This is a genomic window from Curtobacterium sp. MCSS17_005 (assembly GCF_003234225.2).
GTDB lineage: Bacteria > Actinomycetota > Actinomycetes > Actinomycetales > Microbacteriaceae > Curtobacterium > Curtobacterium flaccumfaciens.
On sequence record NZ_CP126258.1, the window covers coordinates 1 to 23541 of the forward strand.

At 67.9% G+C, this 23541-nt stretch carries 18 protein-coding genes and 2 tRNA genes; 13 read left to right on the forward strand and 7 right to left on the reverse strand.

The features are described 5' to 3' along the window. From dnaA to DEJ20_RS00050, 10 genes are all read left to right on the forward strand, one after another. Positions 1-1455, forward strand: coding sequence for a chromosomal replication initiator protein DnaA (gene dnaA, locus DEJ20_RS00005; protein ID WP_071404155.1), 1455 nt, complete (start codon positions 1-3; stop codon positions 1453-1455). Between the two features lie 407 nt (positions 1456-1862). Then, a complete protein-coding gene (dnaN, locus tag DEJ20_RS00010) occupies positions 1863-3008 on the forward strand; it encodes a DNA polymerase III subunit beta (protein ID WP_027466916.1) in 1146 nt (381 codons plus the stop codon). Positions 3009-3079: 71 nt separating this feature from the next. Next, positions 3080-3967: a phosphogluconate dehydrogenase (NAD(+)-dependent, decarboxylating) gene (gene gnd / locus DEJ20_RS00015; protein ID WP_111234499.1), complete on the forward strand. Its 888-nt coding sequence runs from the start codon at positions 3080-3082 to the stop codon at positions 3965-3967. A 31-nt stretch (positions 3968-3998) separates the two neighbouring features. Then, positions 3999-5327 (forward strand): DNA replication/repair protein RecF, encoded by a 1329-nt coding sequence (recF, locus tag DEJ20_RS00020; RefSeq protein WP_111234498.1) that lies wholly within the window; start codon positions 3999-4001, stop codon positions 5325-5327. After that, a complete protein-coding gene (locus DEJ20_RS00025) occupies positions 5327-5827 on the forward strand; it encodes a DciA family protein (protein WP_027466919.1) in 501 nt (166 codons plus the stop codon). Before recF ends, DEJ20_RS00025 begins: the two co-directional genes overlap by 1 nt. Positions 5828-5960: 133 nt before the next feature. Further along, positions 5961-7964, forward strand: a complete 2004-nt coding sequence (gene gyrB / locus DEJ20_RS00030) for a DNA topoisomerase (ATP-hydrolyzing) subunit B (RefSeq protein WP_181431456.1) — start codon at positions 5961-5963, stop codon at positions 7962-7964. Positions 7965-8078: 114 nt separating this feature from the next. Continuing rightward, positions 8079-10736, forward strand: coding sequence for a DNA gyrase subunit A (gene gyrA, locus DEJ20_RS00035; RefSeq protein WP_071404135.1), 2658 nt, complete (start codon positions 8079-8081; stop codon positions 10734-10736). Next, complete coding sequence (locus DEJ20_RS00040; RefSeq protein WP_027466922.1) at positions 10729-11136, forward strand: DUF3566 domain-containing protein; 408 nt, start codon at positions 10729-10731, stop codon at positions 11134-11136. The genes gyrA and DEJ20_RS00040 overlap by 8 nt, the downstream gene beginning before the upstream one ends. A gap of 75 nt (positions 11137-11211) precedes the next feature. Further along, positions 11212-11288, forward strand: a tRNA-Ile gene (locus tag DEJ20_RS00045). Between the two features lie 56 nt (positions 11289-11344). Further along, positions 11345-11417, forward strand: a tRNA-Ala gene (locus DEJ20_RS00050). 459 nt (positions 11418-11876) lie between these two features. On the opposite strand, the gene DEJ20_RS00055 is transcribed toward DEJ20_RS00050, so the two are convergent. Next, complete coding sequence (locus DEJ20_RS00055) at positions 11877-12452, reverse strand: hypothetical protein (protein ID WP_051597033.1); 576 nt, start codon at positions 12450-12452, stop codon at positions 11877-11879. 115 nt (positions 12453-12567) lie between these two features. On the opposite strand from DEJ20_RS00055, the gene DEJ20_RS00060 reads away from it, so the two are divergent. Together DEJ20_RS00060 and DEJ20_RS00065 are read left to right on the forward strand one after the other, a co-directional pair. Further along, on the forward strand, positions 12568-13107 hold the full coding sequence (locus tag DEJ20_RS00060; protein ID WP_027466924.1) for a peptidylprolyl isomerase: 540 nt from the start codon (positions 12568-12570) through the stop codon (positions 13105-13107). Positions 13108-13114: 7 nt separating this feature from the next. Further along, entirely contained in the window at positions 13115-13969 is an 855-nt protein-coding gene (locus tag DEJ20_RS00065; protein ID WP_111234497.1) for a rhomboid family intramembrane serine protease, read from the forward strand. Between the two features lie 349 nt (positions 13970-14318). On the opposite strand, the gene DEJ20_RS00070 is transcribed toward DEJ20_RS00065, so the two are convergent. After that, positions 14319-14573, reverse strand: coding sequence for a cell division protein CrgA (locus DEJ20_RS00070; RefSeq protein ID WP_071404137.1), 255 nt, complete (start codon positions 14571-14573; stop codon positions 14319-14321). 81 nt (positions 14574-14654) lie between these two features. Here DEJ20_RS00070 and DEJ20_RS00075 point away from each other — a divergent pair, with 81 nt between their 5' ends. Beyond that, a complete protein-coding gene (locus DEJ20_RS00075; protein WP_111234496.1) occupies positions 14655-15299 on the forward strand; it encodes an anthranilate synthase component II in 645 nt (214 codons plus the stop codon). Between the two features lie 282 nt (positions 15300-15581). Here DEJ20_RS00075 and pknB read toward each other — a convergent pair whose 3' ends face one another. The 5 genes from pknB to DEJ20_RS00100 form a co-directional block, all read right to left on the reverse strand. Then, a complete protein-coding gene (pknB, locus tag DEJ20_RS00080) occupies positions 15582-17399 on the reverse strand; it encodes a Stk1 family PASTA domain-containing Ser/Thr kinase (protein WP_258377082.1) in 1818 nt (605 codons plus the stop codon). A gap of 121 nt (positions 17400-17520) precedes the next feature. Continuing rightward, on the reverse strand, positions 17521-19287 hold the full coding sequence (locus tag DEJ20_RS00085; protein ID WP_111234494.1) for a serine/threonine-protein kinase: 1767 nt from the start codon (positions 19285-19287) through the stop codon (positions 17521-17523). Further along, the gene (locus tag DEJ20_RS00090) at positions 19284-20738 is read right to left on the reverse strand and encodes a peptidoglycan D,D-transpeptidase FtsI family protein (RefSeq protein ID WP_110863675.1); all 1455 of its coding nucleotides are present in this window, start codon (positions 20736-20738) and stop codon (positions 19284-19286) included. Before DEJ20_RS00090 ends, DEJ20_RS00085 begins: the two co-directional genes overlap by 4 nt. Beyond that, positions 20735-22180, reverse strand: a complete 1446-nt coding sequence (locus DEJ20_RS00095; RefSeq protein ID WP_071404142.1) for an FtsW/RodA/SpoVE family cell cycle protein — start codon at positions 22178-22180, stop codon at positions 20735-20737. The genes DEJ20_RS00090 and DEJ20_RS00095 overlap by 4 nt, the downstream gene beginning before the upstream one ends. After that, a complete protein-coding gene (locus DEJ20_RS00100) occupies positions 22177-23535 on the reverse strand; it encodes a Stp1/IreP family PP2C-type Ser/Thr phosphatase (RefSeq protein ID WP_111234493.1) in 1359 nt (452 codons plus the stop codon). Before DEJ20_RS00100 ends, DEJ20_RS00095 begins: the two co-directional genes overlap by 4 nt. Between the last annotated feature and the right edge of the window lie 6 nt (positions 23536-23541).

The following is a 23541-nucleotide window of genomic DNA, read 5'->3' on the forward strand; positions in this document are numbered from 1 at the left end:
ATGACGATGCCGGCCGACCCCGTCGAGGACCTCTGGTCATCCGTACTCGGACTCCTCGCCGAGGACCCCCGCATCACGCCGCAGCTCCACGGGTTCCTGAACCTGGTCGAGCCGAAGGGCGTGCTCGCCGGCACCCTGTACCTCGAGGTGCCGAACGACCTGACCCGGGGCATGCTCGAACAGCGCATCAGGATCCCGATCACCGAGGCGGTCGGTCGCATCGGTGACGACTCGGTCGCGAACTTCGCCATCACCGTCAACCCGGACATGGCTTCGGAACCGCGGGTGGACCCGAACGTCCCCGAGTACGCCGAGCCCGTGCAGGAAGCCGTTGAGCAGAGTGCCGCTCCGCGCCAGTACATCGAGGCGCCGTTCGTCCCGAGCCAGATCGACTCTCCCGGCACCAGCGGTCGGCCCGAGTCGCGACTCAACCCGAAGTACAACTTCGACAACTTCGTCATCGGCTCGTCGAACCGGTTCGCACACGCGGCAGCGGTCGCCGTGGCCGAAGCACCGGCCAAGGCCTACAACCCGCTCTTCATCTACGGGGACTCCGGGCTGGGCAAGACCCACCTGCTCCACGCCATCGGGCACTACGCCGAGAGCCTCTACCCGGGGATCCGCGTCCGGTACGTGTCGAGCGAGGAGTTCACCAACGACTTCATCAACTCGATCGCGAACAACCGGTCGAACCAGTTCCAGCAGCGGTACCGCGACATCGACATCCTGCTGATCGACGACATCCAGTTCCTGCAGGGCAAGGACTCCACGCAGGAGGCCTTCTTCCACACGTTCAACACCCTGCACGACCACAACAAGCAGGTCGTCATCACGTCCGACGTCGCGCCGAAGCACCTGACCGGGTTCGAGGACCGGATGCGGTCGCGCTTCGAGTGGGGCCTGATCACCGACGTGCAGGCGCCCGAGCTCGAGACGCGCATCGCGATCCTCCGCAAGAAGGCACAGTCCGACCACCTGCAGGTGCCCGACGACATCCTCGAGTTCATGGCGTCGAAGGTGTCGAGCAACATCCGCGAGCTCGAGGGAACCCTGATCCGGGTCACCGCGTTCGCGAGCCTCAACCGGACGGCCGTGGACATGGCCCTGGTGCAGACGGTCCTCAAGGACCTGATCACCCTCGACGAGGACAACGTCGTCGCGCCGACGGACATCATCAACCACACCGCGGAGTACTTCAAGCTCTCCGTCGACGACCTGTACGGGTCGTCCCGCTCCCAGGCGATCGCCACGGCACGACAGATCGCGATGTACCTGTGCCGCGAGCTGACGAGCCTGTCCCTGCCCAAGATCGGGCAGCTGTTCGGCAACCGCGACCACACCACGGTGATGTACGCGAACAAGAAGATCACCGAGCTGATGAAGGAGCGTCGGTCGATCTACAACCAGGTCACCGAGCTCACCAGCCGCATCAAGCAGGACCGCCGCTACCGCTGAGATCGGCCCGTTCCCGGCCGCATCCACCATCTGAGACGGTTCCACGGGCCGGAGTTCTCACAGTGTGGATAGCCTGTGGATAACTGTGGAGGACACGCCGCCCGGTTGTACACAGGTGGGGGGTCACCTGTGGAGACTGGGGATGGAAGTGGATAGATGAGTTTCATTCATCCCGTTAACGCTCACACACCGCTCACAAGTCACAACCGTGTAGTTCCCTACTGCGGAGCGGGATGCACAGGGTTATCCACAGTGTGTACAGGCGTTAACACCATTACTCCTGGTTAACGATCAATCTCCGCGGGACAACCTTGTGGACGGCGGGATGACAAGAAATCCCGCCCCGGTCCGCCTGTGCCAGAATGGGGCGGCCGGACAGTCCAAGCCGATCGACAGGGGTTCCAGCTGTGAAGTTCGAGGTCAACCGGGACGTCTTCTCCGAAGCCGTCTCCTTCGCAGTGAAGCTCCTCCCGCAGCGCACGACCCTCCCGATCCTCTCGGGCGTGCTGATCCACGCCGACGGAGATCGTCTGACGCTCTCGTCGTTCGACTACGAGGTGTCGGCGCAGACGTCCATCTCGGCCCAGATCGACGAACCGGGCACGGTCCTGGTCTCCGGTCGACTGCTGAACGACATCGCGAGCCGGCTGCCGAACGCCCCCGTGTCGTTCACCACCGAGGACGCCAAGATCTCCGTCTCCTGCGGATCGGCGCACTTCACGCTGCTGTCCATGCCGGTTGAGGAGTACCCGACGCTGCCGGAGATCGGCCCGCAGACCGGTGTGATCCCCGGCGACGCGTTCTCCGAAGCGGTGTCCCAGGTCGCAGTCGCCGCCAGCCGCGACGACGTCACCCCCGTCATCACGGGCGTGCAGCTCGAGGTCGGCGACAACGACCTCTCCCTCATCGCGACCGACCGATACCGCGTCGCCGTCCGCACCATCGCGTGGGACTCCGGCCGAGTCGGCTCGGACCCCCTGCACGCACTGGTCCCGGCCCGCACCCTGCAGGAGGTCGGCCGCACGTTCGGTTCGGCGTCCACGGTGTCGGTGTCGATCAGCGGCAACTCCGACCGCGAGCTCATCGCGTTCCACGCCGACGACAAGACCGTGACGTCGTTGCTCATCAAGGGCAACTACCCGCCGGTCCGCCGACTCTTCCCCGAGACCGTCAACGACCATGCGGTGATCAACACCGCGGAGCTCGTCGAGGCGGTCCGACGGGTCTCCCTCGTCCTGGAGCGCGAAGCGGCACTCCGGTTCTCCTTCACGGTCGACGGGCTCACGCTCGAGGCGATCGGATCCGAACAAGCGCAGGCGTCAGAGTCGATCAGTGCGTTGTTGACCGGCGAGGAAACGGTGGTCTCGTTGAAGCCTGCCTTCCTCCTGGACGGGCTGAACGCGGTGCACTCCGAGTTCGTCCGCATCTCCTTCACCAAGACGGAGAACCCCAACAAGCCGGGCCCGGTGCTGATCACCGGCCAGACTTCGCAAGAGGCCGCAGCGACCGATGGATACCGGTACCTGCTGCAGCCGAACCTGCTGCTGCGATAGGCGCAACAGGCAACCTGCGCTGGCGCACACCACCGGCAGCATCAGCGCGACGACGAACAGAAGAGGAAATCATGCACATCGGTCTTGTCGGCCTCGGTCGCATGGGCAACAACATGCGTGCCCGTCTCCGCAACGCAGGTATCGAGGTCACCGGGTACGACGCGAACCCCGCCGTCTCGGATGTCGCCGACCTCGGCGCCCTCGCCGCTGCCCTCCCGGAGGGCAAGCGTCTCGTGTGGGTCATGGTCCCGCACGGCAAGATCACCGACGACGTGATCACCGACCTGGCCAGTGTCCTCGGCGAGGGCGACCTGGTCATCGACGGTGGCAACTCGAAGTGGCTGGACGACACCAAGCACGCCGAGCAGCTCGGTGCGCGCGGCATCCGCTACATGGACGTCGGCGTCTCCGGCGGCGTCTGGGGCAAGGACAACGGCTACGGCCTCATGGTCGGCGGTGACGCCGCGGACGTCGAGTTCGCGATGCCCGTCTTCGATGCGCTCCGCCCCGAGGGCCCCCGCGAAGAGGGCTTCTCGCACGCCGGCCCGATCGGCGCCGGCCACTACGCGAAGATGGTCCACAACGGCATCGAGTACGCGATCATGCAGGCGTACGGCGAGGGCTACGAGCTCCTCGAGGCCAAGGACATCATCAACGACGTCCCCGCCGTGTTCGCCGGTTGGCAGCGCGGGACGGTCGTCCGTTCCTGGCTGCTCGACCTGATGGTGCTCGCGCTGAACGAGGACCCGAAGCTCGACGCGATCGAGGGCTACGTCGAGGACTCCGGCGAGGGCCGTTGGACCGTCGAAGAGGCCATCGAGCACGCTGTTCCGATGCCGACGATCTCGGCGTCGATCTTCGCGCGCTTCGTCTCCCGCCAGGGCAGCGCCTCGCCGACGATGAAGGCCGTCGCGGCGCTCCGCAACCAGTTCGGCGGTCACGCCGTCAAGAAGTCCTAGGACTTCCCGGGGGAACCCGGACTCGGCCCGCGTGCACGTCGACCATCTCCAACTGACCGACTTCCGGAACTACCGGGAGGCGGACGTCGACCTCGCACGCGGGCCGAACCTGTTCGTCGGGCGCAACGGACAGGGCAAGACCAACCTGGTCGAGGCGATCGGGTACCTCTCCACCCTCGGCTCGCACCGCGTCCCCACCGACGCTGCCCTCGTCCGTCAGGGGTGCGATGCCGCGATCGTCCGGGCACGGCTCGCGCACGAGGACCGCAGCATCCTCGCCGAGGTGCAGATCAACCGCACCGGTGCGAACCGTGCGCAGGTGAACCGGTCGGCGATCAAGCCGCGGGAGCTGCCGCGCTACTGCACGAGTGTGCTCTTCGCCCCGGAGGACCTCGCCCTCGTGCGGGGCGAGCCGGCCGGGCGACGCCGGATGCTCGACGAGCTGCTCGGCCAGATCGCACCGCGGATGCAGGGTGTGCTCGCCGACTACGACCGCACGCTCCGCCAGCGGAACACCCTGCTGAAGTCTGCCCGTGCCACCGGCGCGAAGGCGAACGCCCTGTCGACGCTCGACGTCTGGGACGACCGGCTCGTCGGACTCGGCGCCGAGATCGTCGCGGCGCGTGACCACCTGACCCGGCGGCTCGCACCCTTCGTGGCAGAGGCCTACGCGACCGTCGCCGGCGAACACCACGACGCCTCGATCACCGGCGTCCTGTCGATCCGCGGTGGCGACCCCGAGTCCGCGGTGGCCACCGACCCCGTGCTCGGGACCCCCGACGAGCCCGTCACGGTCGCGTCGGCGGCCGAGGCCTTCGCGGCCGCACTCGAGCGCCGTCGCCGGGACGAACTCGACCGCGGGCTCACCCTCGTGGGGCCGCACCGGGACGACGTGTTGTTCCGGCTCAACGGGTTACCGGCCCGCGGGTACGCCAGTCACGGCGAATCCTGGTCCTTCGCTCTGGCCGTCCAGCTCGCGAGCGCCTCGATCCTGCGCGCGGAGTCGAACCTGGGCGACCCGATCATCATCCTCGACGACGTCTTCGCCGAGCTCGACGAATCGCGTCGGGAACGACTGGCGAACGCCGTCGCCGACTACGAGCAGGTGCTCATCACGGCCGCGGTGTTCAACGACGTGCCCCCGAAGCTGGCGGCGCACACCGTGCGGATCGAGGCGGGCACGATCGTGACCGACGAGGCGGACGCAACCCGGGCCTCCAGTCCGGCGACGGACGCGACCGACGCGACCGAGCCGACCGAGCCGACCGACGCGACCGGGCCGACTGAAGCGACGGACGCCGACGGCAAGGCGGACCCGACCGACGCCCCCGACTCCACCCCCGCCGAAGCCGAAGCCTGATGCCGAAGCCCCGCAAGCCCACCGAACCCTCGCAGGTGTACCGCCACCTGCGCGCGGTGTTCGGCGACCCGTCCAAGCGCGGCACCGATGCCCGCCGCCGCCGCGCCCGCGAGTTCGACGCCGACACCGTGCCGTACGGGCGCGGCCGCGAGCCGAAGGGCCTCGCGGACATCGTCGGTTCGCTCGCCCAGGAACTCGGTTGGACCGAACCCCTCGCTCGCTCCGAGCTCTTCGTGGACTGGCCGAGCGTCGTCGGCGAGGAGCTGGCGAAGCACTCCCGACCGGTCACCATCGAGGACGGCGCACTCGTCATCCGGTGCGACTCGACGGCCTGGGCGACCCAGCTCCGACTGATGCGTGCGACGGTCACGACGACCATCGCGGAACGGCACCCCGAAGCCGGGGTCGAGTCGATCAGGGTTTCGGGCCCGGACGCCCCCACGTGGAAACGCGGCCCCAGGACGGTCCAGGGGCGCGGTCCTCGCGACACCTACGGTTGAGGCGACGAAATCATCCTGGAGTGCCAGAAAAGCCCGTCTGAGGGGCAGATGAGCCCTCGAAAGAGGGGGCTCTGCGGTAGACTGGGAGGTGCAGTGCGCGGGCGTTCCGCGCGCAGGCAGGAGCACGCTCGACATGGCAGCAGAATCTGAAGACGACCGGCAGAACCCGCTCGGCGTGGAGACCCCGCAGAGCGAACCGTCCTACGGCGCAGACCAGATTCAGGTGCTCGAGGGGCTCGAGGCCGTCCGCAAGCGCCCCGGTATGTACATCGGTTCGACCGGCCCTCGCGGCCTGCACCACCTGGTCCAGGAGATCGTGGACAACTCCGTCGACGAAGCCCTCGCCGGGTACTGCGACACCATCGACGTGAGCATCCGTGAAGACGGTGGCGTCCGCGTCGTCGACAACGGCCGTGGCATCCCGGTCGACGTCCACGCGGCCGAGGGGGTCTCGACCCTGCAGGTCGTCCTCACCGTCCTGCACGCCGGCGGCAAGTTCGGCGGTGGCGGCTACGCTGTCTCCGGCGGTCTGCACGGCGTCGGTTCGTCCGTCGTGAACGCGCTGAGCTCCGAGCTCGACGTCGAGGTCCGTCGCCAGGGCCACGTCTGGCGCCAGAGCTACACCGACGGTGTCCCCGTCGCGCCCGTCTCCAAGGACGAAGAGACCGACGAGACCGGCACGACGATCACGTTCTGGCCGAACGCCGAGATCTTCGAGTCCGTCGTGTTCGACTACGAGACCCTGCGCACCCGGTTCCAGCAGATGGCCTTCCTGAACAAGGGCCTGCGGATCAACCTCCGCGATGAGCGCGCCCCGGAAGAAGGGGAAGAGGCCCGCAACGACACCTTCATGTACGAGCGTGGTCTCGCCGACTACGTCGAGTACATCAACGCGCAGAAGAAGGCCGACCTCGTCCACCCGGACGTCATCGGCTTCGAGTCCGAGGACCCGGAGCGCAAGATCGCGCTCGAGGTCGCGATGCAGTGGAACACCTCGTACCAGGAGAGCGTCCACACCTTCGCGAACACGATCAACACGCACGAGGGCGGCACCCACGAAGAGGGCTTCCGTGCAGCGCTGACGACCCTCGTCAACCGCTACGCGCGCGAGACGAAGATCATCAAGGAGAAGGACGACAACCTCACGGGTGACGACATCCGCGAAGGGCTGACGGCCGTCATCTCCGTGAAGCTCGGCGAGCCGCAGTTCGAGGGGCAGACGAAGACCAAGCTCGGCAACACCGAGGCGAAGTCGTTCGTGCAGCGCGTCGTCGGCACCGAGCTGACCCACTGGTTCGAGAGCAACCCGACGCAGGCACGCGACGTCGTCCGCAAGGCGATCCAGGCGTCGCAGGCGCGGCTCGCTGCCCGCAAGGCGCGCGAGACCACCCGCCGCAAGGGGCTGCTCGAGTCGGGTGGCATGCCCGGCAAGCTCAAGGACTGCCAGTCGAAGGATCCGACCGTGTCGGAGATCTTCATGGTCGAGGGTGACTCTGCCGGCGGTTCCGCCGTGCAGGGCCGCAACCCGATGACGCAGGCGATCCTGCCCCTGCGCGGCAAGATCCTGAACGTCGAGAAGGCCCGACTCGACCGCGCGCTCGCCAACCAGGAGATCCAGTCGATGATCACGGCGTTCGGTGCCGGCATCGGTGAGGACTTCGACCCGGACAAGGCCCGGTACCACAAGATCGTGCTGATGGCCGATGCCGACGTCGACGGCCAGCACATCACCACGCTGCTGCTCACGCTGCTGTTCCGCTACATGCGTCCGCTCATCGAGCACGGCTACGTGTACCTCGCGCAGCCGCCGCTGTACCGCCTGAAGTGGTCGAACTCGGCGCACGAGTACGTCTTCAGCGACCGGGAGCGCGACGCCCTGATGCAGGCGGGCCTCGCAGCCGGCAAGCGCATCCCGAAGGACAACGGGATCCAGCGCTACAAGGGCCTCGGCGAGATGGACTACAAGGAACTCTGGGACACCACGATGAACCCGGACACTCGCACGCTCCTGCAGGTGACGCTGGAGGACGCGGCTGCGGTGGACAGCGTCTTCTCGACGCTGATGGGTGAGGACGTCGACGCACGCCGCCAGTTCATCCAGCAGAACGCCAAGGACGTCCGCTTCCTCGACATCTAACGGCCAGGAGGCGCGGCGTGAGCCGCGTCGACCAGTCCTGACCACCTGTGGTCGCGCCCGGCGCGACCAACGGAACCACAGCCTCCAGGCTGTCCAGAAAGGGAACGAAGCCACATGGCTGACGACAACGAGAACGGCGCCGACGAGCAGCCCGAGATCGTCCACGGCGACAGCGGGGACATCGTCGTCTCCGGTGACCGCATCTCGCAGGTCGACCTGCAGCTCGAGATGCAGCGCTCGTACCTCGACTACGCGATGTCGGTCATCGTCGGTCGTGCCCTGCCGGAGGTCCGCGACGGCCTCAAGCCGGTGCACCGCCGTGTGATCTACGCGATGTTCGACGGCGGCTACCGCCCGGACCGTGCGTTCTCGAAGTGCTCCCGCGTCGTCGGTGACGTCATGGGCCAGTTCCACCCGCACGGTGACTCGGCGATCTACGACGCCCTCGTCCGCCTGGTGCAGCCGTGGTCGCTCCGGTACCCGCTCGCGCTCGGCCAGGGCAACTTCGGTTCGCCGGGCAACGACGGCGCCGCCGCCCCGCGGTACACCGAGACGAAGATGGCGCCGCTCGCGCTCGAGATGGTCCGCGACATCGACGAGGACACCGTCGACTTCCAGGACAACTACGACGGCCGCACGCAGGAGCCGGCGATCCTGCCGGCCCGGTTCCCGAACCTGCTCGTCAACGGCTCGGTCGGCATCGCGGTCGGCATGGCCACGAACATCCCGCCGCACAACCTGCGCGAGGTCGCCGAGGGTGCCAAGTGGGCGCTCGACAACCCCGACGCCACCCGCGAAGAGCTGCTCGCCGCGCTCATGCAGCGCATCAAGGGCCCGGACTTCCCGACGGGTGCGCAGGTGCTCGGCACCAAGGGCATCCAGGACGCCTACCGCACCGGCCGTGGCTCGATCACCATGCGTGCCGTCGTCTCGGTGGAGGAGATCCAGGGTCGCACCTGCCTCGTCGTCACCGAGCTGCCGTACCAGGTCAACCCCGACAACCTGGCGATCAAGATCGCCGAGCTCGTCAAGGACGGCAAGCTCGCCGGTGTCGCCGACATCCGTGACGAGACCTCCGGCCGCACCGGGCAGCGCCTGGTGATCGTGCTGAAGCGCGACGCCGTCGCCAAGGTCGTCCTGAACAACCTGTACAAGCACACCCAGCTGCAGGAGAACTTCGGCGCGAACATGCTCGCGATCGTCGACGGAGTGCCCCGCACCCTGCCGCTCGACGGCTTCATCTCGGCGTGGGTCGCCCACCAGGTCGACGTCATCGTCCGCCGCACGCAGTTCCGTCTGCGCGAGGCCGAGAAGCGCGCCCACATCCTGCGCGGCTACCTGGCCGCGCTCGACGCCCTCGACGAGGTCATCGCGCTCATCCGTCGCTCGCCCGACGTCGAAGAGGCCCGCACCGGCCTGATGGACCTGCTGTCCGTGGACGAGATCCAGGCGCGCGCGATCCTCGAGCTGCAGCTCCGTCGTCTCGCGGCCCTCGAGCGTCAGAAGATCCACGACGAGGCCGAAGAGCTCGAGCGCAAGATCGCCGACTTCCAGGACATCCTCGGGTCGGAGAGCCGTCAGCGCTCGATCATCCGCGACGAGCTGAGCGAGATCGTCGACCGCTTCGGCGACGACCGCCGTACCGAGATCATGTTCGGCTACGACGGCGACATGTCGATGGAAGACCTGATCCCCGAAGAGGAGATGGTCGTCACCATCACCCGCGGTGGCTACGTCAAGCGCACGCGCAGCGACCAGTACCGCTCGCAGCACCGCGGCGGCCGAGGTGTCCGTGGGGCCCAGCTCCGCGCCGACGACATCGTCGAGCACTTCTTCGTCACGACGACGCACCACTGGCTCCTGTTCCTCACCGACCAGGGCCGGGTCTACCGCGCCAAGGCGTACGAGCTGCAGGAGGCCGGCCGCGACGCGAAGGGCCAGCACGTCGCGAACCTGCTCGCGATGCAGCCCGACGAGCAGATCCAGCAGGTGCTCGACATCCGCGACTACGAGGTGGCGCAGTACCTCGTCCTCGCGACCGAGCACGGTCTGGTCAAGAAGACCGCGCTCACCGAGTACGACACGAACCGCACCGGCGGCATCATCGCGATCAACCTGCGCGACGGTGACAAGCTCCGGCAGGCGCTGCTCGTCGACGAGCATGACGACCTGCTCCTGGTGTCCCGCCAGGGCATGTCGCTCCGGTTCACGGCGACGAACGACACCCTGCGTCCGATGGGTCGCTCGACCTCCGGCGTGAAGGGCATGTCCTTCCGCGACGGCGACTCGCTGCTCGCGGCCCGGGTCGTCTCCGACGACGGCTTCGTCTGGGTGATGACCGAGGGTGGCTACGCCAAGCGCACCGCGGTCGACCAGTACCGGGTGCAGGGCCGTGGTGGTCTGGGCATCAAGGTGGCCAAGTTGGCGCTCGACCGAGGCGATCTCGTGGGCGCTCTCATCGTCGGCGAGGACGACGAGGTGCTCGTCGTGCTGCAATCGGGCAAGGTGGTAAGGTCTGCCGTGGCCGAGGTCCCTGCCAAGGGCCGTGACACGATGGGCGTCGTCTTCGCGAGGTTCGCGGAGAACGACCGGATCATCGCGGTGGCCCGGAACACCGAGCGGAACCTGGACGACCAGGACGACGCCGAGATCGAGCCCGCGGGCCCGGTGGAGACGGTCAGCCCAGCCGAAGCGGCCCCGGATTCCACTGATCCCATCGACACCGAGCCCGTCGCAGACGAGGCCGGAGAGGACCAGTCAAGCAATGAGTAGTGTCGCCGAGAAGCTCCAGAAGAAGGCGAAGCGACCCGTCGGCACCCGCCAGGTGCGGTTGCGACTGGTCTACGTCGACTTCTGGTCGATGGTGAAGCTGAGCTTCCTCATCGCCCTGGCCGGCAGCATCGTGATCGTGGTCGCCACGGCACTGGTGTGGGTCATCCTCAACCAGACGGGTGTGTTCACCCAGGTCGACGCCCTGTTGAAGGACGTCACAGGGCAGAACAGTTACTCGATCATGGACCAGTTCTCGCTGGGCCAGGTCCTCGGGTTCTCCATCGTCGTGGGCATCCTCAACGTGGTCGTCGGCACCGTGCTCGGCGCCATCGTGAGCGTGCTCTACAACCTCAGTGTTCGGATCACGGGCGGTCTGCTCGTGGGCTTCACGAACAACTGACACACCCGGGCCGGATGAGCCCACTGCTCGATTTCGTTCCGGCGGGATCGTACGGTAGGCTTTCATCCGGTCTGAGGGGCTATAGCTCAGGCGGTTAGAGCGCTTCGCTGATAACGAAGAGGTCCAAGGTTCAAGTCCTTGTAGCCCCACCAGTTCTTCGGAACACCACGACAATTCCATCCCGTCGCCGATCACCTCGGTGGCATTCGGGGCCTTAGCTCAGTTGGTAGAGCGCCTGCTTTGCAAGCAGGATGTCGGGAGTTCGATTCTCCCAGGCTCCACTCGCATCAGCCCCTGGTTGCCGACTCCGTCGTCTGCCCAGGGGCTTCGTTCTGTGCCCATGCGCGCCGCCGCCCCTGCGGCGCGATCGTCGCGGGCGGCTCGGTCGTCGTGTTTTTCTGCGCGCCTTCGGCGACGCGCCGCTCCGCGATGGCTGGGCCCTCCACTCGCCGTGCGGCCGGCATCTTCTCGAGTGGTCACGACATGCCGCGTGCGGTTCGCCGAGGTGGCTGGAACTGTCGTCTGCGCGTCCTCCGGACGACAGGTTGTGACCTCTCGGCGGCGTCCCCGGGGCGCGTCGCGTGAGCGCGTGGCGGACGGGAGGCGCGGTGCCAGGTCGGTGCGGGCCTCCAGGTCGGTGGGTGGGTGCGTTCATGGCACGCGGTGCGCCGGTTCAGCGCGTGCCCGGGAACGACGAAGGGCCCCGGCAGCAGCCGGGGCCCTTCGTACGAACCGGGAGGTCAGGCGGCGGGCTTCTCCGCCGTGTCAGCGTCGTCGGCGACCCAGAGGTCGTCGTCGGCGCGGAGCGTCTGGTACGCGGCGTACGCAGCACCGGCGACGGCGACGACGCCGACGATGATGAGGGCGACTCCGCCGAAGCCGAGACCCTTCTTCTGCTGCGACGGGACGTACTTCGCGGCAGCCTTCTTCGCGCTCTTGCTCTTCTTCTGCGCGTTCTTCACGATCTTCTTGACCCGGGGGTCCTTCGCGAGGTCGGTCACGCTCAGCACCGAGCCAGCAGTCGAGACGAGTCCGGGGACCACCTCGGACTGGAACTTGTGCGAAGCGCTCTGCGCTGCCGAGGTGGCAGCGTGCACGCCGGTGGCGAACGCGGGACGGATCCCGTTGTCGATCGCGTTCTGCACGCGGGGTGCGATGTCCTTGCGAGCTGCGTCCGCGGCGTTCGACCGGGCCTCAGCCAGGATCGCGTTCGCGTGCTCGAGGACCTTGCGCTGCTCGCCGAGGAGCGAGGCGGTCTGGCCCTTGAGCTTCTTGATCTGCTTCCGACGCTTTCGCGGGATCTCGATCGTCGTCATCTGGTACCTCCATCGGATCGGCGTGACCCCATCCTGCCACCACACTGCCTGACAGGTCACGGAACCACAGCTGTGCAATCCGTCCGCGGTCAGGAGTACATGCGAGAATCGGAACATGTCTCTGCACACCGCTGTCGCAACGATCCACACCAACAAGGGCGACATCCGCGTCAACCTGTTCGGCAACCACGCACCGAAGACCGTCAAGAACTTCGTCGACCTCGCCACGGGCCAGCAGGAGTGGACCCACCCCGGCACGGGCAAGGTCTCGACCGACAAGCTCTACGACGGCGTGATCTTCCACCGCATCATCAAGGACTTCATGATCCAGGGCGGCGACCCGCTCGGCCAGGGCATCGGTGGCCCCGGGTACCGCTTCGACGACGAGATCTCCCCGGAGCTCACGTTCCAGAACCCCTACATCTTCGCCATGGCGAACGCCGGCATCCAGGGCGGCCGCGGCACCAACGGCTCGCAGTTCTTCATCACCACGGTGGCGACGCCGTGGCTGCAGGGCAAGCACACCATCTTCGGTGAGGTCGCCGACGACGAGTCCCGCGCGGTCGTCGACGCGATCGAGGGCGTTCCGACCGACGGTCGTGACAAGCCCGTCGAGGACGTCGTCATCCAGAGCATCGACGTCGAAGGCGTCTGACCAGCACGTGACCGACCAGGCGTACAACCCGAACAACACCTGCTACCGGCATCCGGACCGGCAGAGCTTCGTGCTCTGCCAGCGCTGTGGGCGGACGATCTGCCCGGAGTGCCAGACGCCGGCGGCGGTCGGGGTGCACTGCCCGGAGTGCGTGCGTGAACAGCGCGCACAGTTCGCAGCGAACCGCCGAGCGTCCGGAGCCCCCAGCGGGTTCACGGTCGCTCGGCGGCGCTTCGCCATGCTCGACCAGAAGGCCACGGTCGTCATCGTGGCCGTCACGGTCGCAATCTGGCTGCTCGATCAAGTGAGCGGAGGCTTCTTCTCGAGCCTGCTCGCCTACAACTCTCTGTTGCTCCCGACGCAGCCGTGGCGCGTGGTGACCGTTCTGTTCGTCCATTCGGGCATCTTCCACATCCTGTTCAACATGTGGGCGCTGTGGATCTTCGGTCGCATGCTCGAGAACATGCTCGGTGCCTGGCGGTTCCTGGCGCTGTACTTCATCACGGGCATCTTCGGGTCGATGCTCGTGACCTTCCTCGCTCCGGGGACCTGGGTCGTGGGTGCGTCCGGCGCAATCTTCGGCCTCTTCGCTGCGTTCTTCGTGCTGCAGCGCAGCCTGGGGAACGATGCCGTGCAACTCCTCGTCATCATCGGGCTGAACCTGGTCATCGGGTTCCTGCCCGGGACGAACATCTCGTGGCAGGCGCACGTGGGCGGGATCATCGGCGGCTTCCTGATGGGTTTCGTCTTCGCACAGACGCGCAACATCCGGAAGCGTCCGCTGCAGATCGCGCTGATCATCGGCGCGGCGGTGCTCGGCATCGCGCTCACCGCTGTGGGGTACGCGGTCACGATCGGCTGACACCGCCACAACGCTCCCCGAACGCCCCGTCGCATTGCGGCGGGGCGTTCGTCGTTCCCAGGGCTGTCCGCGTCCTGCTCATCCACAGCTGTCCACAGCGCTGCTGCGACTTATCCACAGGTGTGGAGAAGTCGGTGAGTTACACCAGTGTGATTATCCCCACTGTGGAATCGGTTGTGGATAACTCCGGGGTCGGGGTGTGGATGACGGTGTGGAGGGTGGGGAAAAGTGTGGAGAACGGCGGGATCCTCGAGGATGTGCGTTCCAGGAGCGCTTGAGCTTGTGGAGAACGACGACGCCCGCCGCACCTTGCGGTGCGACGGGCGTCGGGAGAACAGCGAGCTGAGGGTCAGCGCCAGCGGGTGGTCATGAGGAAGCCGACGAACATGATGCCGAAGCCGACGACGATGTTCCACGAGCCGAGGCTCGGAACCGGCAGCGTGGCGTTCGAGATGTAGAAGACGATCACCCACACCAGACCGATGAGCATGAAGCCGAACATGACCGGCTTGAACCACACCGGGTTCGGGGCGTCCCCCGCGGTGTCGACCGAGTCAGCTCGGGTCGTCCGGGCGGGCTTGGTGCGGTCCTTGTCCTTGGCCATGGCCGGTATCCTACCGTGACCACGTGTGTGGATCGGCCCGCGGACCGCCGCACACATCCCCCACGAGTACGGTGAACCGCCATGACCAGGATCCTCGTCGTCGACAACTACGACAGCTTCGTCTACACGCTCAACGGGTACGTGCAGCAGCTCGGCGCCGAGACCGACGTCGTACGCAACGATGCCTTCCCCGAGTCCGAGATCGCCGACCGCATCGCGGAGTACGACGGCGTGCTCCTGTCGCCCGGTCCGGGAACACCGGCGGCCGCCGGCGTCTCGATCCCCACGGTGCACGCGGCCATCGCTGCCGAGACCCCGTTGCTCGGTGTCTGCCTCGGGCACCAGGCCATCGCTGAGGCACTCGGCGCCACGGTCACGCACGCCGAGGAGCTCATGCACGGCAAGACCTCCGAGGTCGACCACGACGACAGCCCGCTCTTCGCCGGCGTCCCGCACCCCTTCACGGCCACGCGCTACCACTCGCTCGCGATCGTCGACGGCACCGTGCCCGACGAGCTCACCGTGACCGCGCGGACCGAGGGCGGGGTCATCATGGGCGTCCAGCACCGCGCGCACCCCGTGTTCGGCGTGCAGTTCCACCCGGAGTCGGTCCTGACCGAGGGCGGGTACCGCATGGTCGGCAACTGGCTCGAGACCACCGGTCTGTCCGGAGCCGCCGAACGCGCCGCCGACCTCGGGCCGCTCATCGCGACGCACCGCGCCTGACGAACGCCCGGGGCGGCAGACGCCGTCGTGTCATCGAGACGCCGCCGGATCCGGCGGCGTCTCGTGCGTTCCGGGGCGTCGTGCCGACACGACGGCGTCTCCCGGGCACTGGACCGGACCGTCTGCGTGACGTGCGGTCGGTTGCGGGCGTGCGCCGGGCCTCCAGGCCGTCAGGACCAGCCTGGCGACCGGAGGCGACAAGCGGACGCACTGTGGGCACGAAGGACGGACTGGAGGCCGGTCACCCGTCCGTCAGGACGGTTGCGTCAGGAGACGGTCGGCTCAGCGGCCGTCGTCACCCTGGTCGTCACCGCGATCGTCGTTCCCGCTGGTGCCGCCGCTGTCGTTGTTCGAGGTCGGTGCCTTCGACGGCGCCGCGGAGCGTGCGCAGTAGGTGAGCGTGACGGCACTGCCCTGGGCGACGTCGCCGGCAGGGGTGTCCTGCTGGGTGACGAGCCCGCCGGTGCACGAGTACGACGGCGCCGGGTTCACGGTGAGCCCGAGCTGCTCGACGGTGGCCTTCGCCGCCGAGTACTGCTGCTGTGTGACGTCGGGCAGCTGCACCTTGCCGTTGGAGATCGTCAGGTTGATCACGATGCCCTTGGTGTGCAGGGAACCCGACTCGGGGTCGGAGCTCAGCACGGTGCCCTCGGGGACGTCGGCCGAGTAGTCGCTCGAGATCGCGCCGAGACGGAATCCGGCGTCGTCGAGGGCCTGTTGCGCAGCCGCTTGCGACTGCCCGTTGAGCTCGGGCACGGGAACGCGTTCCGGGCCGAGCGAGACCACGACGTTGACGTTCTGGTTGCGCCCGACGTTCACCCCGGAGCCGGGGTCCGTCCGGATGACCGTGCCCTTGTCGACACTGTCGGAGTTCTCCTCGACCTTGACGGGCTTGAGGTCCTTCTTGTCGAGTGCGCTGGCCGCGGCGCTGTAGGTCGAGCCCGCGACGTTCGGCACGCTGACCGAGGACGACACCGGCGGCTTGCCGGGCTGCAGGTTCGCGACGAAGAACACCACGGCGACGATGACCGCGACGGTGAGCAGGATCCCGACCCAGATCCACGCGACCGGGGGACGGTTCTGCGTGCGCTGCGGTCGGTGCTCGGCGGTGTCGTCGTCGAGTTCGCGGAACGCCGATGCGGCGTTGGTCGTCGTGCGGGGATCGACGCCGAAGAGCACGGTCGAGGCGTCGTTCGCCGCGTTCTGCTGCTGCTTCTTCGTGGACGCGGGCACCCGGCCGGCTGCAGCCTGCTGGAGGTCCGAGCGGAACTCGGCCGCGTTCTGGAAGCGGCGCGTGCGGTCCTTGACCAGGGCGTGGAGGGTCACGGCGTCGAGGGCAGGGGACACGTCGGGCGAGATCGTCGACGGTGCGACCGGCTGTTCGCTGACGTGCTGGTAGGCGACCGCCACCGGGGTGTCCCCGAGGAACGGTGCGCGACCGGTGAGGAGCTCGAAGAGCACGACGCCGGTGGAGTAGAGGTCGGTGCGGGCGTCGACGGTCTCGCCGCGGGCCTGCTCCGGTGAGAAGTACGAGGCGGTACCGAGGATCGACGTGGTCTGCGCGACCGTCGCCGAGGTGTCGGTGATGGCCCGGGCGATGCCGAAGTCCATGACCTTGACCTGGCCACTGTGCGTCACCATGACGTTGGCGGGCTTGATGTCGCGGTGGACCACGCCGGCACGGTGCGAGTACTCGAGCGCGGTGAGGATGCCCTCGGTGATGCGCACGGCTTCGTCCGGGGCGACGGCGCCCTCGGCGATGATGTCGGAGAGCGGGCGGCCCTCGACGTACTCCATGACGATGAAGGGGACCTGCACCTCGGCACCCGACGGCTCGGAAACCGTCTCTTCGCCGGCGTCGTACACGCGGACGACGGTGGGGTGCGCCATGCGTGCAGCGGCCTGGGCTTCCTGCCGGAACCGCGTGCGGAAGGCCGGGTCGTTGGCGAGGCTCGGCTTGAGGAGCTTCACCGCGACCTTGCGGCCGAGGCGGGTGTCGTTGCCGAGGTGCACGGTCGCCATGCCGCCCCGACCGATGACGTCACCGATCTCGTAGCGATTGGCGAGGAGCGTGATCCCCGCGGTCACACCTTCTGGCACGTACTCCTCCGTCTGTTCGTCCGGGCTAGTGTACGGCAGCACCGCCTGGTGAGACGCTGGTCAGGGAGGGGTCGACCGAACCGTTACCGAACGGTGTCGACAGTCCCCGTCCGGGGGTCGTTCACAGGTCGTCTTGCGGGGTCTCGGTGGGGTTGATCCCGTCGTCCGGGTTGGTCGTCTCCTGGTCCGTGGGCTCGGTCCACTCGACCTGGGCGCCCGGGGAGGACGCGGAGACCACCGAGGAATCGGACTGCGGCGACTTGCAGGTCACCTTGTACGACAGGGTCACCTTGCCGTACTGAGCACCGGCGACGGTCACCGCGGTGCCCGAGGTGGAGCCGGAGCTGCTGCCGTTCGAGGGGACGGTGCCGTTGTCGATCGTGTACGTGTAGCTCACGTCCGAGTACCCGGCGGGGCAGCTCGTGTACGCGGGCCAGCTGAAGGTCACGCGACCGGACTCGCTGACGGTCCCACCGGTGGCACGCTCGGGCGCCGGTGCGGTCAGCACGTCGCCGAACGCCTTGACGGTGACGAGGGTGCCGGGAGCCAGGCTGCCCTCGGGGCTGAGCGACTCGACGGTGCCGACCTGGTCGGACGACGTCGCGCTCGACCCGGCGACGACCTCGGCCTGCAGGCCCCGGGCGCGGAGCTGGTTCGCGACCTGCTCGGCGTTCTGCCCCTGGTAGTCCGCAGCCGAGACCGTGACGCGGGTCTCGGTCGGCTCGGGGGACGGGGTCTGCGTGGGCGTGCGGGTCGCCTTCGGCGTGCTCGAGGACTTCGTGGGCTCGGGTTCCGGGGCGTTGTTCGCGTTCAGGGCGTACGCGGCGCCGGCGGCGATGGCGAGCACGACGATGATGCCGACGACCCACCAGATCCAGGCGCGCTTCTTCTTCGGTTCCTCGGGCTCGTCGGAGACGGGCGAGCGGGGGGTGCCCGGTCCGCCGGCCATCGCTCCGGCCTGGGTGCCGATGAGTGCGGTCGCTGCGTCGTTGCCCTGGCCCTGGGGCGGGTTGAACGCGACGGTGCCGTTCTGCGCGATCGCGGGGACGGCCACGGTGGCCGCGGCGACGTCACCACGACGCAGCGCCTGTGCGGCGCGGGCGAGGTTCGCGGCCGTCGCGGGACGGTCGGCCGGCTTCTTCGCGATGCACGAGATGACCAGGGCCGAGACCGGCTCGGGGATGTCCCCGGGCAGCGGCGGCGGCTGCTCGTTGATGTGCGCCATCGCGATCGCGACCTGCGACTCACCGGTGAACGGACGACGACCCGCCAGGGCCTCGTACGCGACGATGCCGAGCGAGTAGATGTCGGTCGACGGCGAGGCGGGGTGACCGCTCGCCTGCTCGGGCGACAGGTACTGCACCGTCCCCATCACCTGACCGGTCGCGGTGAGCGGGACCTGGTCGGCGATTCGGGCGATGCCGAAGTCGGTGATCTTGACGCGACCGTCGGGCGTGATGAGCAGGTTGCCGGGCTTGATGTCGCGGTGCACCAGGCCGACCGCGTGTGCGGCCTGCAGGGCGTTCGCGGTCTGCGCGACGATGTCGAGCACCTTGTCGACCGGGAGCGTGTGCTCGCGCTCGATCATGGTCGACAGGGCCTCGCCGGGGACGAGCTCCATCACGAGGTAGGCACTGCCGTCCTCCTCGCCGTAGTCGAAGACGTTGGCGATGCCCTCGTGGTTGACGAGGGCGGCGTGCCGGGCCTCGGCGCGGAAGCGCTCGAGGAAGCCGGGGTCACCGAGGTACTCGTCCTTGAGGATCTTGAGTGCGACGGTTCGGCCGATGACGAGGTCGGTCGCCTGCCACACCTCGCCCATGCCGCCGATGGCGACCCGGGAGGAGAGCTGGTACCGCCCACCGAAGGTGAGTCCGCTGGTGGGTCTCATTTGTTCAGCACCGCCTCCATGACTTTCTTCGCGACCGGGGCCGCGACCGTGTTGCCGACTCCGGACTGCCCGAGCCCGCCGCCGTTGCCGACGACGACCGCGACGGCGACCTCCGGGTCCTTGGCGGGGGCGAACCCCGTGAACCAGAGCGTGTAGGGATCGCCGGTGCCACCCTCGGCCGTGCCGGTCTTGCCGGCGACGTCGACACCGTCGATCTTGGCATTGGTACCGGTCCCCGCGCTCACGACGCTCTGCATGGCCTCGGTGAGGTCAGCGGACTCGGAGGACGACAGCGGATCACTGTACTGCTTCGGGGAGAAGGACTCGACCGTCTTCAGGTCGCTGGTGGTGATCGAGTCGACGAGCGAGGGCTGCATGACCTTGCCGCCGTTCGCGATGCCGGCCGACACCATCGCCATCTGCAGTGGGGAGACCCGCACGCTCGCCTGGCCGAAGGCGCTCAGCATGAGCTGGGCCGTCGAGTCGACGTCGGGGTACTGGCTGGCGGTCGCCGCCATCGGGATCTCGATCGCGTCGCCGAAGCCGTACTTGTCGGCCATGCTCTTGATCGCGTCGTACCCGAGCTTCTGGCCGAGTTCGGCGAAGGGGATGTTGCACGAGTACTGGATCGCCGTGCGGAGCTTGACCTTGTCGCCGCCGCCGCAGGTGCCGCCCTCGGCGTTGTTGATGTACGAGCTCGTGCCCGGCAGCTGCAGTCGCGACGGGTTCGGGAACGTGGAGTCGAGGTTGTACTTGCCACCCTCGAGTGCCGCCGACGCCACCACGAGCTTGAACACCGATCCGGGGGTGTACAGGTCGCCGCCGATGGCACGGTTCTGGAGCGGGGCGGTGTCGGCCCCGAGCAGCGCGTCGTACTGCCGCTTGACCTCGGCCGTGTCGTGCGAGGTGAGCGAGTTCGGGTCGTAGCTCGGCTTCGACACCATCGCGAGGATCTTGCCGGTCTTCGGCTGGATCGCGACGACGGCGCCGCTGTTGGTGCCGAGCGCGTCGTACGCGGCCTGCTGCACGTCCGGGTCGATGGTCAGGTTGACGTTGTCGCCCTGGACGTCCTGGCCGGTGAGGATCGAGTTGAGGTTCTGGAAGAACGAGGCGTCCGAGTTGCCCGAGAGCACGGTGTTCTCCGCGCTCTCGATGCCGGTGTTGCCCTGCCCGATCGTGAAGTACCCGGTGACCGCGGAGTACAGGTCGCCGTTCGTGTACTTCCGCTGGTACTGGTACTGGTCGTCCACCGGGGTCGACTCGGCGATCGGGCTGCCGTCGACGAGGATCGCGCCACGCTTGGTGGAGTAACTGTCCAAGATGGTTCGGGAGTTCCGGGAGTCGGCGCGCAACGAGTCGGCCGCGAAGAACTGGATCGACGTCGTCGACACGAAGAGTGCGACGAACATGAGCACGATGACGGTCGAGACACCGCGGAGCTGTCGGTTCATCGACGACGCTCCTTCCTGGTCGCGCGCGCAGACCGCCCGCTCGCGGCGGGGATCGCGCCCTGCTGGACGCGTTGTTCGGCTGGGATGGAATCGGTGAGTCGCAGCAGCATCGCGGCGATGATCCAGTTGGCGATGAGCGAGGAACCACCGGCGGCCATGAACGGCGTGGTCAGACCGGTCACCGGGATGATCCGGGTGATGCCGCCGACGACGACGAACACCTGCAGGGCGATGATGAAGCCGAAGCCGACACCGAGCAGCTTGCCGAAGTCGTCCTGCGCCATGAACCCGACGCGGATGCCACGCGAGGCGAACACGATGAAGAGGGCGAGGATCGCGAAGACGCCGATCAGGCCGAGCTCTTCACCGAGCGACGCGACGATGTAGTCGGCGTTGGCGACCGGCGTGATGTACGGCCGTCCCTGGCCGAGCCCCGTGCCGGTGATCCCACCGTTCGCGAAGCCGAACAGGCCCTGCACGAGCTGGTAGCTCGCCTGGGTGTCACGGCTGAAGACCTCTTGGTTGAACGGGTCGAGCCACTGTTCGAAGCGGCCGCGGACGTACTCCAGGACGCTCTGCGCGACGAGGGCTCCACCGATGAACAGCGTGAGACCGATCGCGACCCAGCTGATGCGTGCCGTGGCGACGTAGATCATCACGAGGAACAGCCCGAAGTAGAGCAGGGCGGTGCCGAGGTCGCGCTGGAACACGAGGACGGCCATCGCGGCGCCCCACATGACCAGGATCGGGCCGAGGTCACGGGCACGCGGGAACGTCATGCCGAGGAACTTCTTGCCGACGATCGACAGCGAGTCGCGGGCGGTGACGAGGTACCCGGCGAAGAACAGCGCCATGGTGATCTTCGCGAGCTCACCGGGCTGGAACGAGAACGGTCCGATCTTGATCCAGACCCGCGCGCCACCGATGTTCGTGCCGATCCCCGGCAGCATCGGCAGGAGCAGCAGGACGATCGTCAGCGCCATGAAGATGTAGCGGTACCGCTGCAGGAACCGGTGGTTCCGGACGGCGACGAGCGTGATGATCGCCAGGACCATCGCGAGCATCGTCCAGACGATCTGCTTCACGCCGATGGCGTCCCAGCCGGACAGGCCGTTGTGGACGTCGATGCGGTAGATCTCGGCGATGCCGATGCCGTTCAGGACGAGCGCGATCGGCAGGATGAACGGGTCGGCGTTCTTCGCCACGACGCGCAGCACCACGTGCATGACCAGCGCGAGGCCGAGGATGCCGCCGCCGACCCAGAGCACCGACTGGTCGAACAGGCGGCCCTTGGTGCCGAGCTGCACGAGCACCATCGCACCCGCGCAGATGCCGCACGCGATGACGAGCAGGAAGAGCTCGAGGTTCCGCGCGCGGGCGGGCTCCCGGAGCTTGATCGTGATCGCCTGCGTGAAGGACTGGGCGGCCGTGGCGTTGCTCATCGCGGGCTCCGCGTGGGGCTCGGCGAGGACGAACGGGTCGGCGAGGGCGACGGCGACGGCGACGAGCTGGCATCGCCGTCCCCGCCGGTGCCGGCCTGGTCCTCACCGGTCGCGGCGGCCTTGCGCAGACGGTCGACGATGTCACGGGCGTCGGAGAGCGACTGCGCGTTGATCGTCGAGCGGACGTTCTCGCGGGTGTAGTCCGGCAGCGACGAGACCGTGATGTCGCTGTCCTCGTACACGTCCGACAGCGCCAACGGCCCGATCGACTGCTGCACGCCCTTGTAGATCGCGACGGTGCCCCGGTCGGTGCCGACGTAGTAGTGGTCCTGCGTGATCCGCCAGCCGACGAACACCGCGCCGACGAGCACGGCGACCGCGACCACGAGTGCGACGGTCCAGGACACCCGACGACGGATGCGGCGTCGGCGGTCCTCGGCGATGAGTTCGGCGAAGAACTGGTCGGACTCCGGCTCGAAGTGCGAGTCCTCGGGCGCGGTGGTGACCTTGAGCGGGTGCAGCAGGATCGTGGGGAGGCGGATCGGCTTGCGGCCGGTCGACGCCTCGAAGGTGAGCGGTGCCGCGGCGGAGCCGACGGTGGTGGCCGCGTCGTCGTCGTCTTCGGGTTCGGTGTCCGTGACGTCCATCACCACGACGGTGACGTTGTCGGGGGCGCCGTGGTCGAGCGTCTCCTTCACCAGGCGCTGCGTGACCTGGTTGGCGTCCATGTTCGACGCCAGGGCGTGACGGATGCGCTCTTCGGCGAGGTACGAGGACAGGCCGTCGGAGCAGAGCAGCCAGCGGTCGCCCGGCTGGATGTCCATGATCGCCGTGTCGACCTCGGGTGCGGCGTCGACGTCACCGAGCACGCGCATCAGCACGGAGCGACGCGGGTGGACCGCGGCTTCCTCCGGCGTGATCCGACCGCTGTCGACGAGCCGCTGGACGAAGGTGTGGTCCGACGTGATCTGCTGCAGCTCGCCGTCGCGGTGACGGTAGATGCGGGAGTCGCCGATGTGCGCGATGGCGATCTGCTCGCCGACGCGGATCATCGCGGACACCGTGGTGCCCATGCCGGTGAGCTCCTGGTGCTCGAACACGGTCTCGGTGATCAGCTGGTTCGCCGCGATGAGCGCCGACTGCAGCGCGAACTCGGCGTCGTGCGCCGACGGGAACTCGCGGTCGACCTCGCGGATGCGCCGGATCGCGATCGCGGAGGCGACGTCACCGCCGGCGTGGCCGCCCATGCCGTCCGCCACCGCGAACAGGTGCGCCCCGGCGTAGCCGGAGTCCTGGTTGTTCGCGCGGATGCGCCCCACGTGGGACACAGCAGCGCTCAGCGTGCGAGCGGTCATGCCGGG